General features: G+C 52.7%; 10 protein-coding genes and 1 pseudogene. 7 read left to right on the top strand and 4 right to left on the bottom strand.

Annotated elements, in window-relative coordinates:
* Nucleotides 1-59: 59 nt before the first annotated feature.
* On the bottom strand, nucleotides 60-2,102 hold the full coding sequence (gene tkt, locus AMM03_RS07010; RefSeq protein WP_090130742.1) for a transketolase: 2,043 nt from the start codon (nucleotides 2,100-2,102) through the stop codon (nucleotides 60-62).
* A gap of 212 nt (nucleotides 2,103-2,314) precedes the next feature.
* Here tkt and AMM03_RS07005 point away from each other — a divergent pair, with 212 nt between their 5' ends.
* The 5 genes and pseudogenes from AMM03_RS07005 to AMM03_RS06985 all read left to right on the top strand — a co-directional run.
* Nucleotides 2,315-3,040 (top strand): nucleotidyltransferase family protein, encoded by a 726-nt coding sequence (locus tag AMM03_RS07005; RefSeq protein ID WP_090130739.1) that lies wholly within the window; start codon nucleotides 2,315-2,317, stop codon nucleotides 3,038-3,040.
* Between the two features lie 33 nt (nucleotides 3,041-3,073).
* Nucleotides 3,074-4,474 carry an aminopeptidase P N-terminal domain-containing protein gene (locus AMM03_RS07000; protein WP_090129860.1) on the top strand — a complete coding sequence of 467 codons (1,401 nt, stop codon included), beginning with the start codon at nucleotides 3,074-3,076 and terminating at the stop codon, nucleotides 4,472-4,474.
* Between the two features lie 176 nt (nucleotides 4,475-4,650).
* Nucleotides 4,651-6,951, top strand: a complete 2,301-nt coding sequence (locus tag AMM03_RS06995) for an NADP-dependent malic enzyme (RefSeq protein WP_090130736.1) — start codon at nucleotides 4,651-4,653, stop codon at nucleotides 6,949-6,951.
* A 209-nt stretch (nucleotides 6,952-7,160) separates the two neighbouring features.
* Entirely contained in the window at nucleotides 7,161-7,565 is a 405-nt protein-coding gene (locus tag AMM03_RS06990) for a guanyl-specific ribonuclease (RefSeq protein ID WP_090129858.1), read from the top strand.
* A gap of 114 nt (nucleotides 7,566-7,679) precedes the next feature.
* Nucleotides 7,680-8,099: pseudogene (locus tag AMM03_RS06985) on the top strand (barstar family protein); the annotation flags it as partial.
* A gap of 301 nt (nucleotides 8,100-8,400) precedes the next feature.
* Here AMM03_RS06985 and rsmA read toward each other — a convergent pair.
* The 3 genes from rsmA to AMM03_RS06970 all read right to left on the bottom strand — a co-directional run bounded on the left by rsmA (nucleotide 8,401) and on the right by AMM03_RS06970 (nucleotide 12,960).
* Nucleotides 8,401-9,156 carry a 16S rRNA (adenine(1518)-N(6)/adenine(1519)-N(6))-dimethyltransferase RsmA gene (gene rsmA / locus AMM03_RS06980; RefSeq protein ID WP_090129854.1) on the bottom strand — a complete coding sequence of 252 codons (756 nt, stop codon included), beginning with the start codon at nucleotides 9,154-9,156 and terminating at the stop codon, nucleotides 8,401-8,403.
* Nucleotides 9,153-10,448, bottom strand: a complete 1,296-nt coding sequence (locus tag AMM03_RS06975) for a peptidylprolyl isomerase (RefSeq protein WP_228764601.1) — start codon at nucleotides 10,446-10,448, stop codon at nucleotides 9,153-9,155. The genes rsmA and AMM03_RS06975 overlap by 4 nt, the downstream gene beginning before the upstream one ends.
* Before the next feature lie 88 nt (nucleotides 10,449-10,536).
* On the bottom strand, nucleotides 10,537-12,960 hold the full coding sequence (locus AMM03_RS06970) for an LPS-assembly protein LptD (protein ID WP_228764600.1): 2,424 nt from the start codon (nucleotides 12,958-12,960) through the stop codon (nucleotides 10,537-10,539).
* A gap of 166 nt (nucleotides 12,961-13,126) precedes the next feature.
* Between AMM03_RS06970 and AMM03_RS06965 the strand changes: the two genes are divergently transcribed.
* Entirely contained in the window at nucleotides 13,127-14,197 is a 1,071-nt protein-coding gene (locus AMM03_RS06965) for an aminoglycoside phosphotransferase family protein (protein WP_090130730.1), read from the top strand.
* Nucleotides 14,198-14,216: 19 nt separating this feature from the next.
* Nucleotides 14,217-14,993, top strand: coding sequence for a 16S rRNA (uracil(1498)-N(3))-methyltransferase (locus AMM03_RS06960; RefSeq protein WP_090130728.1), 777 nt, complete (start codon nucleotides 14,217-14,219; stop codon nucleotides 14,991-14,993).
* The last annotated feature ends 6 nt before the right edge of the window (nucleotides 14,994-14,999 follow it).

The following is a 14,999-nucleotide window of genomic DNA, read 5'->3' as shown; positions in this document are numbered from 1 at the left end:
ATCTATTTCCTTTAAAGTTAAATTTGAATTTGATTCAAGTGAAGCGCTGAAATCAGAAATTATTTTTTCTGCAAAGCTGCTTGCACGGTTTCGGCCACGTTCTCTGCAGTGAAACCAAAGTGTTTGAACAGCACGGGCGCAGGGGCAGACTCACCATAGGTGTCGATACCTACCACTGCTGACACGCCATATTTCCACCAGCCATCGGTGCTGCCCATCTCAACGGCCACACGGGGCAAGCCAGCTGGCAAAACTTCAGATTTGTAGCTGCTGGTTTGACGGTCGAAGGTGGTGGTGCTGGGCATCGAGACCACGCGCACACCAATTTTCTTCTCGGCCAACAATTCTTGTGCTTTCAAGGCCAACTGAACTTCAGAGCCTGTGGCAATGATCACGGCCTTGGCTTTGGCAATGCCCACGCGTGAGGGTTCAGCCAACACGTAAGCGCCGCGGCTGATCTCGCCCAAATCGGACTTGGGGGCGTAAGGCAAGTTTTGGCGTGACAACAACAAAGCAGTGGGGCGATCTTTGTTTTCCAAAGCCACGGCCCAAGCCACAGTGGTTTCTGCGGTATCCGCAGGACGCCACACATCGAGGCCAGGAATCAAGCGCAAGCTGGCCGCGTGTTCGATCGACTGGTGTGTGGGGCCGTCTTCGCCCAAACCGATAGAGTCGTGGGTGAACACATGGATCACGCGTTGCTTCATGAGCGCTGCCATGCGAATGGCGTTGCGTGAGTAATCGCTGAAAGTCAGGAAGGTACCGCCGTAAGGAATGAAGCCACCGTGCAAAGTGACACCGTTCATGATGGCGGCCATGCCAAATTCGCGCACACCGTAGTTGATGTGGCGGCCCATTTGGCCCTTGTCATTTTTCACCACATCGCCGGCCAAGTTCATGCGAAGTGCAGGTGTTGAAGACGTGTTGGTGAGGTTGGAACCTGTGAGGTCAGCAGAGCCGCCCAACATTTCTGGCAAGGCCGCTGTGAAGGCTTCCAAGGCCAATTGGCTGGCCTTGCGGCTCGCCACGGTTTCGGCTTTGGTGTGCGCAGCAATGACAGCGTCAACAGCGGTTTGTGCAAAGTTCTTGGGCAACTCGCCTTTCATGCGGCGCACAAATTCTTTGGCCAATGAAGGGTGTGCAGCTTTGTAGGCGGCAAACGCTTTGTTCCAATCGGCTTCGCGTGCTGCGCCACTTTGCTTGGCATCCCAGTTGGCGTACACATCTTTGGGGATGACGAATGGCTCCGAGGTCCAGCCCAAAGCTTCGCGTGTGAGTTTGATTTCTTCGGCGCCCAAAGGTTCGCCGTGTGCTTTGGAGGTGTTGGCGCGGTTGGGGCTGCCTTTACCGATAGCTGTTTTGCAAACAATCAAGGTGGGTTTGTCGGCGCTGTTTTTGGCGTCGGCAATGGCTTTGGACACAGCCGCAGCGTCATGGCCGTCGACGGCATCAATCACGTTCCAGCCGTAGGCGGCAAAACGCTGGGGTGTGTTGTCAATGAACCAAGGCGCCACTTGACCATCAATGGAGATGCCGTTGTCGTCGTACATGGCAATCAGCTTGTTGAGCTTCCAAGCGCCAGCCAAAGCGCATGCTTCGTGGCTGATGCCTTCCATCAAGCAACCGTCGCCCATGAACACATAGGTGTGGTGGTCAACGATGTTGTGGCCAGGTTGGTTGAATTCGGTGGCCAACAATTTTTCGGCCAAAGCCATGCCCACGGCATTGGTGATGCCTTGTCCCAAAGGACCGGTGGTGGTTTCAACGCCAGGGGTGATGCCCACTTCGGGGTGACCGGCGGTTTTGCTGTGCAACTGACGGAAGTTTTTCAACTCCGTCATGGGCAGTGGGTAGCCAGTCAGGTGCAGTAATGCATAAATGAGCATGGAGCCATGACCGTTGGACAACACGAAGCGATCGCGGTTGGCCCAATGGGGGTTTTTGGGGTTGTGTTGCAAGTGCTCGCCCCACAAAGCCACAGCCATGTCGGCCATGCCCATGGGCGCACCGGGGTGGCCCGAATTGGCTTGTTGAACAGCGTCCATGGCCAGGGCACGAATTGCGTTGGCCATTTGATGAGCTGCGGGTTGGTTAATTGCCATGGGGGGCTCCAAAAAAATGAGTCGTAGGTATCTGACGATGACGTTGACAAAGAAATTGCCAACCAAGCCCAATATTTTACTGCGCGGGAGCTTGCTTAACCCCTACAGCGTGGCAACATAGCGGCATGCGTTTGAATACCTTGGAATCCAATTCAGTGCCTGCGGCCTCCAATGAATGGGTCGGAACCTCTGAGCAAAGCCTGGCGACCGTCATGGTCTTGGCGGCTGGCAGGGGCGAACGCATGCGCCCACTCACCGACCAAACCCCCAAACCTCTTTTAACGGTTCACGGCAAACCCTTGATGCAATGGCACATGGAGGCCTTGGCCAAGTCAGGACATCACGACCAATTGATCAATACCGCGTGGCTGGGCGATCAGATTGAATCTCAGTTTGGCTTGAATCCGGATTTGCCGACCGTTGGTCACATTCGGCTTCGCTATTCGCATGAGGGCAAAGACTTTGGTTATGCCCTCGAGACGGCTGGGGGCATTGTCCGAGCCTTGCCATTTTTGGCGCCTATTTTTTGGGTGGTGGCTGGCGATATCTACGCACCCGGTTTCGATTTTTCAAACCAAGCGGTACAAGACTTTCAAAGCAGTGACCAGCTAGCGCACATTTGGCTGGTTCCCAATCCGCCTCACAACCTGGGTGGGGATTTTGGTTTGTCAGCTGAGGGCTTGGCCTTGAACCTTCCGAAGCCAGCGTCATTGTTGACGTTCAGCACATTTGCCATGTACAAAAAAGAATTTTTTGATCCGCAATTCACGGCCATGCCTGTTGGCAACCCTCAAGGCAAAGCTGCGCCATTGGCGCCTTTGCTGCGTTCGGCCATGGACCGTGGCCTGGTCAGTGCCAGCCTTTATAAGGGCCCATGGACAGATGTGGGCACCCCTGAGAGGCTCATGGACTTGAACCAATCCTCGGCCACCCCTTAAACTTTCGCAACAAGAAAAAAACACTCAAGCACCATGACCTTTGATTCCAACTTGTACGCACAACGCCGCGCCAAACTGGCTGCACAAATGGCTGCGCAAGCCCCCAACAGCATTGCCATTATTCCCACAGCGCCAGAACGTCAACGCAACCGCGACAGTGATTTCTTGTTCAGGCATGACAGTTACTTTTATTACTTAACGGGGTTTACCGAGCCCAACGCATGGTTGGTTTTGACCTCTGACGGCCACGCCACCCTGTTTTGCCAGCCCAAAGATTTAGAGCGTGAAATTTGGGATGGCGTTCGATTGGGCCCAGAGGCCGCACCTGCCACATTGGCGGTCAATGAAGCTTGGTCGGTGTCGGCGCTTGATGCCAAGCTGCCCGCTTTGCTCGAAAATAAATCGGTTGTTTGGTACCCCTTTGCAACTCACCAAAACTTGTCCGCGCGCATCGAGACCGGCTTGAACGCAGTTCGTGCACGTGTCCGCTATGGGGCTTTGTGCCCAGAACAGCAGCGCGATGTGTGTGGTATTTTGGACGAGATGCGTTTGGTCAAAGATGATCATGAACTGGCCATCATGCGCCGTGCTTCTCAAATCAGTGCGGGCGCTCACATACGGGCCATGAAGCTTTCAGCCTCTATGTTGCGCGCCGGCAAAGACGTTCGCGAATATCACTTGGATGCTGAGCTGCTGCACGAGTTTCGCCAGCACGGCTCTCAATATCCCGCCTATGGCTCCATTGTGGCGGGCGGCGCCAACGCTTGCGTGTTGCATTACCGTGCCGATGCAGGTCCCATTTTGAATGGCGACTTGGTGTTGATTGACGCGGGTTGTGAACTCGACGGTTATGCCAGCGACATCACGCGCACCTTTCCTGCCAATGGCAAATTCAGCGCGGCACAACGTGAACTTTATGAATTGGTCTTGGCTTCTCAAGAGGCTGCCATTGCCGCCACCCATGAAGGCGCACGTTTTGTCGATCCGCACGAAGCCACTGTGAAGGTGTTGGCGCAAGGCATGCTGGATGTGGGCTTGCTCGATGCCAACAAGGTTGGCAATGCGCAAGACGTCATTGCCAACCGCAGCTATTTTCAGTTCTACATGCACCGAACTGGCCACTGGCTTGGCATGGATGTGCACGATTGCGGCAGTTATGTTGAGCCCTCCGAAGTCGGCACCTACAGCGAGCGCAAGGACCCTTTAAGTGGCGAGCTGATCAAAGATCGCCCTAGCCGCATTCTGCGTCCGGGCATGGTTTTAACCATCGAACCTGGCATTTATGTTCGCCCTGCGCCAGGCGTACCAGAGCGTTTCCACAACATTGGCATTCGCATTGAAGACGATGCCGTGGTGACGGCCAAAGGGTGTGAACTCATCACCCGCGATGTGCCTGTCAAAGTGGCAGAAATTGAAGCCTTGATGAAGGGGTGAGTAACCCTTTAAATTTTCGGGCCTTTTCGGCTTTGCTTAGAAGTTAAAACACAGCGAACTTTGAATGCGGTTTTCCACAACAAGTTCGCTATGTCCTGAGGTCTAGAATGTGAGCATGCAGAACTGAAGCCTTGGCCCGTTGGGCCAGGCATCTGCTGACCAACAGGAGACAAGACATGGCAAATGCCAATTCAGAAGAACGACGCGCACAACTGCGCCGTGCGGCACTTGAATACCACGAGTTCCCCACCCCTGGAAAAATCTCCATTGCGGCCACCAAACAGTTGGTCAACCAGCACGATCTGGCACTGGCCTACTCACCTGGCGTTGCGGCGCCTTGTGAAGAAATTGTCAAAGACCCTGCTGCGGCTTTTAAGTACACCAGCCGTGGCAACTTGGTGGGTGTGGTCACCAACGGCACTGCTGTTTTGGGCTTGGGCGACATCGGCCCCTTGGCTGGCAAGCCAGTGATGGAAGGCAAGGCCGTCCTGTTTAAAAAATTCTCTGGCATTGATGTCTTTGACATTGAGATCAATGAAAAAGATCCCGAGAAATTGGTTGAAATCATTGCGGCTTTAGAGCCAACCTTTGGCGGCATCAACCTCGAAGACATCAAGGCACCCGACTGTTTTTATGTGGAGCGCAAGTTGCGCGAGCGCATGAAAATCCCCGTCTTTCACGACGACCAACATGGCACAGCCATCACCGTTGGCGCGGCCATCCTGAATGGCTTGAAAGTGGTGGGCAAAGATCCTAGCCAAGTGAAGTTGGTTACCTCGGGCGCGGGTGCTGCCGCCCTGGCGTGTTTGGGCTTGCTGGTCAAGTTGGGCATTCGCCGCGAAAACATCTGGGTCACCGACTTGGCCGGCTTGGTCTACGAAGGCCGCACGGAGTTGATGGACGAAGACAAAATTCAGTTCTCGCAAAAAACCAGCCTGCGCACTTTGGCCGAAGTCATTGACGGCGCCGATGTTTTCTTGGGCTTGTCTGCGGGCGGTGTCTTAAAGCAAGACATGGTTAAAAAAATGGCAGCCAAGCCATTGATTTTTGCACTGGCCAATCCCAATCCAGAAATATTGCCTGAAGATGTCAAAGCGGTTCGCGACGACGCCATCATGGCCACAGGCCGAACAGACTATCCCAATCAAGTGAACAATGTTCTGTGCTTCCCCTATATTTTTAGGGGCGCCTTGGACAGTGGTGCCACCACCATCACGCAAGAGATGGAGATTGCCGCGGTGTATGCCATTGCCGAATTGGCGCAGGCCGAACAAAGTGAAGTGGTCGCCGCGGCTTACGCGGGTGAGCCTTTGGTGTTTGGACCCGAGTACCTGATTCCAAAGCCGTTTGATCCACGCTTGATGATCAAAATTGCACCGGCAGTGGCACAAGCTGCTGCCGACAGCGGCGTAGCACAGCGTCCCATCACAGACATGGAAGCCTATCGCGAACGCCTGCAAAGCTTTGTGTATGCCTCTGGCACCACCATGAAGCCAATTTACCAAGCTGCAAAACGTGGCCTGAAAAAACGCGTGGCCTACAGTGAAGGTGAAGAAGAACGCGTCTTGCGCGCCGCCCAAATTGTCGCTGACGAAGGGCTGGCCCGTCCAACCTTGATTGGTCGTCCTGCCGTGATTGCCGAACGCATCGAAAAATTTGGATTGCGTTTGAAAGAAGGCCTAGATTACGAGGTGGTGAACGTCGAGGACGATCACCGGTATCGTGACTTCTGGCAAACCTACCACCGCATGACCGAGCGCAAAGGCATCACGGTGCAAATTGCCAAAATTGAAATGCGCCGCCGTTTGTCTTTGATTGGCGCCATGCTCTTGCACAAAGACGATGTGGACGGACTCATTTGCGGTACCTGGGGTACCAACGCCGCGCACTTGCCCTATGTGGAACAAGTGATTGGCAAGCGCGCAGGCGTCAATACGTTTGCCTGCATGAATGGTTTGATGTTGCCGAACCGCCAAGTTTTCTTGGTCGACACCCACGTCAATTACGACCCTACCGCTGAGCAGTTGGCCGAGATCACGGTCATGGCAGCGCACGAAATGAAGCGATTTGGCATACGTCCCAAAGCGGCGCTGCTGTCACATTCCAACTTTGGCACTTCCAACGAACCGAGCGCAGTCAAAATGCGTCAAACCTTGGCCTTGCTGCAAAAGAACGCGCCTTGGTTAGAAGTTGACGGTGAAATGCATGGTGACATCGCCTTGGACGGCGAGGCCCGCGCGCTTCAAATGCCCAATGGCACTTTGCACGGCGACGCCAATCTCTTGGTCTTGCCCAACATTGATGCCGCCAATATTTCCTACAATCTGCTCAAAACAGCTGCCGGCGGCAACATTGCCGTTGGCCCAGTCTTGTTGGGTGCAGCCAAACCGGTTCACATCTTGACCCCTAGCGCCACTGTCAGGCGCATTGTGAACATGACGGCTTTGACCGTTGCAGACGCTAACGCCGTTCGCTGAAAAGGGCCCTTAGCGGCCTTTTTAGTCGAAAGCCTTGCGAAGCCTGTAAATCCCCAAAATTGGGGAAAGTACTTGCAATTTTTTGTGCATTGCGGCACACTAGCGCCTTCGAATTTCCGGGTTTACCCGAGGATTTTGAGGGTATGAATGGTTATTGATGGGTGCTAAGTGTGTTAACGGACTTTTCGGCTGTGCTTAACAGCAATCTCATGCGACGAAGATCGCTTGGTTTTGCTGCCATTGCCGTCAGTTTGGGCTTGGCTTGGGGTTCTTGCACAAATTTGGTGCACGCCAAGGCCAATCCAGAAGCAGTTTCTACAGCACCCATTTCGCTGCAAGAGTTGCCCAAAGAGGGCCAAGAAACCTATCGTCTCATCCTACTGGGTGGGCCTTTTCGATATGAAAAGGATGGGGTTGTGTTTGGCAATCGAGAGCGACTTTTGCCCAAAGCCGAGCGTGGTTTCTACCGCGAATATACCGTCAGAACCCCAGGGGAAAAGAGCCGAGGCGCTCGAAGAATTGTGTGTGGTGGTGAACAACCCAGCTTACCCAAGCAGTGTTATTACACCCAAGATCACTACGCAAGTTTTCGGGAAATTGTGAAGACACCTTAAACCGTGCGCACTGCCCAAGGCTTAGAAAAAAAGAGTTGAACGTCCCCATACGGATGTTCAGTGTTAGGTGAAGGCCCACAAGGCTGTTTAAAAATTTAGAGAGAGAGTAAGGCGATGGACAAGCCAATTCGACAGGATCAAGAAACACTGCTTAAGGGCGTGAGGACCAATATCGTCCAGTCGATTCGCGCATTTCGCGTGAGTGACCTGCAAGAGACCGCACAAGGTCTGGGCCAGCATTTCTTGTATGCCAATTTGTCAAAAGCACAAAGCAAGCAAGACGTGCTTGATTTGATCGCTGCACAGTTCACTTTGCCGACCCACTTTGGCAAAAACTTTGATGCCTTGTACGACAGCATGACCGACCCCGTTCACAAATCAGGCCCCCAGCCTGGCTTCATCGTGGTGTTGGAGCACATTCCTGCCAACTCAAAGTTTGACAAAGAAGCACGCGAACAATTGCTTGATATCTTTAGAGACACTGCCGACTATTGGGGTGATCGCAAGATTCCATTCCGTTGCTTCTATTCTTTCTCAGTGGCTCGTGCAGCGACCGCTGGCGGCGAAAAACTGCCAGAACCAGCGCCCGAGTTTGACGCCGATGGTTTAGAAATTGTGGCCGAAGAAGGCGAGAAAATGCCCACCGACAAACTCGTGGATGTGTCGCCTTTGGCGCTTCGCATGAGTAGCCCCTTCAATGCGGGTTACTGGCTCGCTGCTGCTTAATCATCGCAATAGCAAAACAAATAGCCAAACAAAAAAGCTGCAAGGACCGTCAGGTTCTTGCAGCTTTTTTAATGAGCGCTTTGGTCAGTCGACTTTCGCTGAGCAGTGTCTAGCTTTTCAATTGAAGCGCTAAATCGAGGTATTCCTGAACCGGCACTTCTTCAGCACGCCGTTGTACATCAAAGGTGCCTGCAAAATTTCTCTCGGTGAGCCAAGCGCCCAAGGTGTGCCTGAGCAATTTGCGTCGCTGGCTGAAAGCCACCTGCACCATTTTTTCAAGTAATTGAAAGTCAACTGCCGCCGGTGCTGCACGAGGAATCATGCGAACCACGGCACTGTCAACCCGGGGTGGTGGATCGAAACTTTCGGGCGGAACAAACAAGACATTTTCCATGTCGTAACGCCACTGCAGCATGACAGACAAACGGCCGTAGTCAGAGGTGGCGGGTGAGGCTACCATGCGATCAATCACTTCTTTTTGAAGCATGAAGTGTTGGTCTTCAATCACGGCCACATGGTTTAGCAAGTGAAACAATATGGGCGTTGAAATGTTGTACGGCAAATTGCCAACAACCCGGATTTTTTGATCCTTGGCCAACTCCGTAAAGTTGACTTTCAAAACATCCGACTCGACCACGCTCAGCTGTTTGTGCATGCGAAGTCTTACCGCAAGATCGCGATCGAGCTCAATGACAGTGAGGTGACCTAAGCGTTCAACCAGGGGTTGAGTCAGAGCGGCCAGCCCTGGGCCAATCTCCACCATGGCTTGGCCTGCTTGAGGGTGGATGGCATCGACAATGGCATCTATGATCCCGCCATCTGACAGGAAATGTTGGCCAAATCTTTTTCTAGCGATGTGCTTCATTGAGGAGGATCGCGTAACTCAACATAGGCTCGGCCGCGCAACTCTTGGACCCAGGCTGTGTAAAGCTCTTCCATTTTTTTCTCTCGCAATTGACCGCGCACCATTTCGCGTTGTTCGCGCAAAGTTAGGGGGGCCTCGCGACGCTCCATCACCTGTATCAGGTGCATCCCAAATCTAGAGACCAAGGGCTCGCTGATTTGACCAGGCTTGAGTTGCGCCATCACTTCTTCAAACTCAGGAACGAATTGCCCAGGACTTGCCCAGCCCAAATCGCCACCTGCAGGCGCGCTGCCATCTTGAGAAAATTGTTTAGCCATTTCAGCAAAGTCAGTGCCCGATTGAATGCGTTGCTTGTAAGACAACAAACGATTTCGTGCAGCGCTTTCAGTCAGGTCGTTGCTGAGCCTGAGCAAGATGTGCCGCGCACGTGTTTGCACAATGGTGGTGCCGCTCAAGTCGCTTTGTTTCTTCTCTAAGACTTTCAAAATATGAAAGCCAGCGCCTGAACGCAGAGGATTAGAAACATCACCGATGTTCAAAGCTTGGACGCCCTGAACAAACAGAGTGGGATAACGCTCGGCAGAGCGCAGGCCCATTTCTCCGCCATTGGCGCCTTTGTCGGCTGCCTCCGAGAATTTGGTCGCTAGACTTGCAAAATTCTCACCATTTTTGGCCTGCTGTGATATTTGCTGCGCTTTGGCTTGCAAGGCTGCCACTTCAGAAGGTGTGCTGTTTTCGGGGACCGCAATCAAAATCATTGCCAAATTCAAATCCATGGCAACCGTGCCTGTCGGATTGTTCAGTTGCCGAGATTGAATTTCTTTTTCGACGTCTGTGTCAGAAATGCGAGCTTTATTTTCAACCTCGCGTTCACGCAGCCTGTTGATCATGAGTTGGGTGCGAAGTTGCGCACGAAACGCTGAAATCGTTAAACCCTCTTGACCTATGCGTTGATACAACTGCTCTTGCGTCAATTGGTTTTGGCGTGCAATATTTTGAACAGTGAGCTCAATCTCGGCGTCTTCTACGCGAATACCGTTTTCACGTGCTACTTGAAGCTGAGCTTTTTCAATGATCAATTGTTCGATAGCTTGCTTCGCCAAGCTTTGGTCATCGGGCAATTTCGTGCCGCGTGGCAAATCGTTTTGAATTCTTGACTTCAATGCTTGAACTTCATTGTTGGTGATGGGCTCAGAGTTGACCACCGCCACAATGAAATCGGCAGAACGAGCTTTAGCAGCGGTTTGTGCTTGTGCGGAACACAAAATGCCAGAAGCGATAAGAAATGACAAACCCAAGGGGCGTAAAAATTGACTTGCCGAAACGACAAAGGTTGACTTCTGCACACACTGAGATGGCAGAGGATGAGTCGCTGAAAATTTAGTCATAGTTGGTAAATCTGCTGGTAGGCGCCAAGTCTTCGCGAAGGTATTGGTAACGGGGGATATTGTCGCGCAATGTTTTCAATGGGCTTGAGCCAACCCGGGCTAAACCCACAAACTCGAGTTGGAACAAAATTCGGCTGCGAGAGGTACTGGTGGTACTCTGAAGGCGTTCATAGACGACTCGACCCAGCCAACAACCAGCATCGTATTCAAAGCCAAGCAACGTGTCGACCATTTTTCGGTCTTTCAGGCTGAAGTTCATTCTGCCAACACTGTACCAACGCTCTGCCCCTAAGCCTTGTCCTGGGGCCAGTGTTTGTGAATAAGGCGATGAGCGCGCGTCTTTGCTAAAGGAAAAATCTCGCAGAGGCCACTGCCAACCCACATCAATCTGCTCACTTTGATTCCGGGTGAATCGATAGGCAGTGTTGAAAACTTTGTAGGGGCTTGGATTGAACCGCGTGGTCAAAGTGCTGCGGGTCGAGTTGTGAGTTTGGGCGTCAAATTGATGAGTGGCATCCAGCGTCCACCGGTTATCCCAACGCATACCTGCACCTAACAAGATGTCGCTGAGGCCAGAGGCAACGGTCGATTCTCCGGGCAAGCGAACCAATTGATCGGAAAATCGATAACGCTGAGCCAAGCCAAAGCGAGCCAGTTCGGCACCAGTCGTTGCGTCAAAGAATCGGCTGTTGACACCCAACGTGACCAAATTGTTATCTGCGACGCGATCTTGTCCTACATAGGGATTTTCAGAGTAAATCGTGGTCAGATTGAAGTCGGTTGCACCGCTGTCATAGCTGGGCAAGGTACTTTGATCCTTGAAGGGTGTTCTGACAAAGAAAGCGCGTGGCTCTAAAGTTTGCCGCAATTCTCGGTTGAAGAAATTGGCATCTCTTTCGTAGACGAGGCCGGTATCTAAACTGAAGGTGGGCAACAAACGATCGACTTCAACTTGGCCATTGGTCAAGGCCGTGTCAAATTGATAACGGGTGGCGTGCAATTGAACTTTTGGGATGATAAATCCCCAAGAACTAAGCCAAGGTCGGCTCACCTGCATGGCAGCAAAACTTCTTTGACCGTTGCGTAAGATGCTACTGGCACCACCTGGCGCTTGGCTGAAGTCTGCTTCGAAGCGTGTTGTATCCGCGGTGATAGAGGTGTCAAATCCGTGTACATTCCATTTGTTGTAACGCGCCTGAATCTGGGGTGATCGGTTGTAGGGCGGCGTGATGGGCGAGCTGATGTCTTGCAAAGTTTGGAACTGCAAAACCAGCGCCATCATGGAAAGATCACCTTGGGACCAATGAAGGCTGCCACTTGCCGGGAGCAGTCGTTGGGTCAAGGACAAGCCAGCGCGTGGAAAATCTCGCCAATAGTTGTCATCACTGACACGATTGATGTTGATACCGACACCGACTCGGCCCAACGCAGACATGCCAGTATCGGCTTCACCCGAATGCTGCGCGGACAGACCCCACCGACTTTCTTTGCGCAGGGGGTCATTGGGCATCCAATTGAAGCGAGTTTGGCCCTGATGCAGGGGCTCCAAATAACGGAACTCTGAATCGAGCGCCAAGCCACGCTTTGACATGACCGTGGTGGTCAGCGTTGCATCGCGGTGGGGTGCAATGTTCCAATAATAGGGTGAAGAAACTTCAATGCCACTGACGGAGTCAATGCCGACCAAGGGCGCCAAAAAGCCAGAATATCGTTTGCTATCCAAAGGAAACGTCAAAGAGGGCGCGGCCAAAATAGGCACATCGTGAAAGCGAAGCTGCAAGTCTTTCGCTTGCATGGTGTTGTCCTCTTCATTGACCTGAAAACTGGCTGCTTGCAAAATCCATTCTGGAAGCCAACTGGGTCCTGGTACTCGCGCACAAGTTGTGTAGGTGGCATTCCGGATAATGGCCCTTTGAGAATCGATGAATTCAATCTCGGAGGCGCCTCCATGCCCCCCACCTTTGAGGAATTGGTATTGGGGCTGTAAAAACTTTCCCTGGAAGGTGTCGGCTTGGAGGTGGAGTGATGGGCCTTCAAAAAAGTTACCTTCACGAGAGATGCGAACCCGGCCTTCAGCTTTCAAGCTGTCTCTTGACTGGTCATATTCGATTCGGTCAGACCGAACAGTGAGCCCTTGCTTTCTTAAAGCAGCATCGCCTTGAATGATTAAATCAAGGTCTGGGCGGGCTTTGATACTTTGGCCGGAGACATGAGCAGGTGAGTTTTTCCGTTCGCTGTCGGATATTTTTTCTTCTAAACGGGTGCTGTTTTGGAGTATCACGCCTTGAGATGGGCTGACAACCCCTGCTTGAGATGCTTGCGATTGCGCATTGCCGGCCGTGTGCCATAGCAACATGCCACACAATGTCAATGCATGTGCAAGTTGGGCGGACTTCAGTGGCAGGTTGGTCTTCAAGGGCTATCGTCCGGTTAGACGGGTGTTTGTAGAATGGATTATCCATGAGTGTTGGCAATGCGCTTGACCCCAAGCTAGAAGTTGCCAACAGTTTTTGTTGTTGTGGCGTTTGGTCATCCAAACGCCTTGTTTGATTTGGAACAAGATCTTGAATGCTGATCTCAAAATGAAACCACCGGTGTCTTGGGTGGATCCTGAGCGCCAAAAGGCATGCGAAGCTTGGCTTGAAGAGGTCAAACTGACCCATGGCGTGCGGCCTGAGTCCCTAAGAGTTGCTTCAGCCGATGCCAGTTTCAGACGGTATTTGCGGGTTGATACAGCTTCGGGCAACAGCTTGATTGTGATGGATGCACCGCCAGACAAAGAAAATTGTGAGCCTTTTGTGAAGGTGGCCGAATTGATGTCGGTGGCCAAGCTGAATGCGCCAAAGGTATTGGCCTGGCAACAAGCACAAGGCTTTATGTTGCTGACAGACTTGGGCGATCGCACCATGATGTCCGCCATCGACCCCCAAAACCCACAAGCCAACCATGCCCTGTACATGCAGGCGGTGGATGCCTTGATTGCTTGGCAGTTGTCGTCCAAACCCGGGGTTTTGCCGCCTTACGATGAAGCCTTGCTGCAGCGCGAATTGAGTTTGTTCCCAGATTGGTACTTGCAAAAGCATCGGGGTCTTCAAGTTGAAGGCAAGATGAGAAATACCTTAGACAGCACATTCAAAGCCTTGGTGGCGCACAATTTGGCAGCACCCTCTGTCTACGTTCACCGAGACTTTATGCCGCGCAACTTGATGATGCCGGTCGGTAGCTCATCAGACTTGGGTGTCTTAGATTTTCAAGACGCGGTGTATGGCCCGGTTACTTATGACGTGGCCAGTTTGATGCGCGATGCATTCCTGTCGTGGGATGAGGACTTTGTCTTGGACATCACTATCCGTTATTGGGAAAAAGCCCGCAAAGTGGGGTTGCTTGACTATGAAGACTGGCACCAAGACTTTGGCGCTTTCTATCGTGCCGTAGAGTGGATGGGTTTGCAGCGGCACCTCAAGGTGGCCGGTATTTTTGCCCGATTGACTTTGCGCGATGGCAAAGAAAAGTACTTGGCCGATGCGCCGCGATTCATTGCCTACATTCGCGCCACCGCTTCGCGTTACATCGAGCTCAGGCCCTTGTTGCGCCTGATTGAAGAAGTCGAAGGCACTGACGGTGTGACCGGCTTTGCCTTTGGCCGCATGTAGGCCATCACAGATGTCAAATTTGCCTCGCTTTCATTGCCCTACTGCCCTTCATGCAGGGGACGAGTTGGAATTGCCTGCCGGTACTTCGAGGCATGTGCAAGTTAGAAGAATGCAGCCTGACGATGTCATCACCCTGTTCAACGGCGAAGGCGGCGAATTCAAGGCCACTATTTTGCGCATGGGCCGAAGTGATGTGGTGGTGCGTGTGGGTGAAAAAACAGATTCATCGCGTGAGTTGAATTTGCGCGTGAATTTGTGGTCCGGTATCACGGCCAACGAGCGCATGGATTGGCTGGTTGAAAAAGCCACTGAATTGGGTGCGTTCAGCCTGTTGCCCATCACGGCCGAGCGCAGTGTTTTGAAACTCAAAGGCGAGCGATCCGATAAAAAATTGGCGCACTGGCAAGCCATTGCTGTAGCCGCCAGTGAGCAGTGCGGTCGCAATCGAGTCATGGCGGTGAAGTCGCCCTTGTCATTGGCGCAAGCTTTGTTGGCGGCCAAAGCAGAGCCGACCGATCAGGCCGTTCAGGCCAATCAAGCCTTTCAGGCGCGTTGGATCTTGTCCTTGGCGGAAGGCACGAAGAACATCGGTGATGCATTGGCAGACGCGCAAAGCAGCGCGCAGTCTTCCCCTTTAGAAATTACGGTACTGAGCGGACCCGAGGGCGGCCTGAGCCCCGCCGAAGAAGCGCAAGCCCTGGCAGCAGGCTTTGTGCCCGTCACCTTAGGCCCAAGGGTACTCAGGGCTGAAACGGCGCCTGTCGCGGTTTTGTCTGTGCTTGGTGCGCTGATCTAGATACAC

Source organism: Limnohabitans sp. Rim11 (assembly GCF_001269365.1).
In the GTDB taxonomy this organism is placed as follows: domain Bacteria; phylum Pseudomonadota; class Gammaproteobacteria; order Burkholderiales; family Burkholderiaceae_C; genus Limnohabitans_A.
This window is presented reverse-complemented; position numbering and strand designations above follow the sequence as displayed.

Bases quoted from the DNA above. Each gene is read 5' to 3' on its own strand.
- tkt (WP_090130742.1), bottom strand. From the start codon at position 2,102: ATGGCAATTAACCAACCCGCAGCTCATCAAATGGCCAACGCAATTCGT.
- AMM03_RS07005 (WP_090130739.1), top strand. From the start codon at position 2,315: ATGGTCTTGGCGGCTGGCAGGGGCGAACGCATGCGCCCACTCACCGAC.
- AMM03_RS07000 (WP_090129860.1), top strand. From the start codon at position 3,074: ATGACCTTTGATTCCAACTTGTACGCACAACGCCGCGCCAAACTGGCT.
- AMM03_RS06995 (WP_090130736.1), top strand. From the start codon at position 4,651: ATGGCAAATGCCAATTCAGAAGAACGACGCGCACAACTGCGCCGTGCG.
- AMM03_RS06990 (WP_090129858.1), top strand. From the start codon at position 7,161: ATGCGACGAAGATCGCTTGGTTTTGCTGCCATTGCCGTCAGTTTGGGC.
- rsmA (WP_090129854.1), bottom strand. From the start codon at position 9,156: ATGAAGCACATCGCTAGAAAAAGATTTGGCCAACATTTCCTGTCAGAT.
- AMM03_RS06965 (WP_090130730.1), top strand. From the start codon at position 13,127: ATGAAACCACCGGTGTCTTGGGTGGATCCTGAGCGCCAAAAGGCATGC.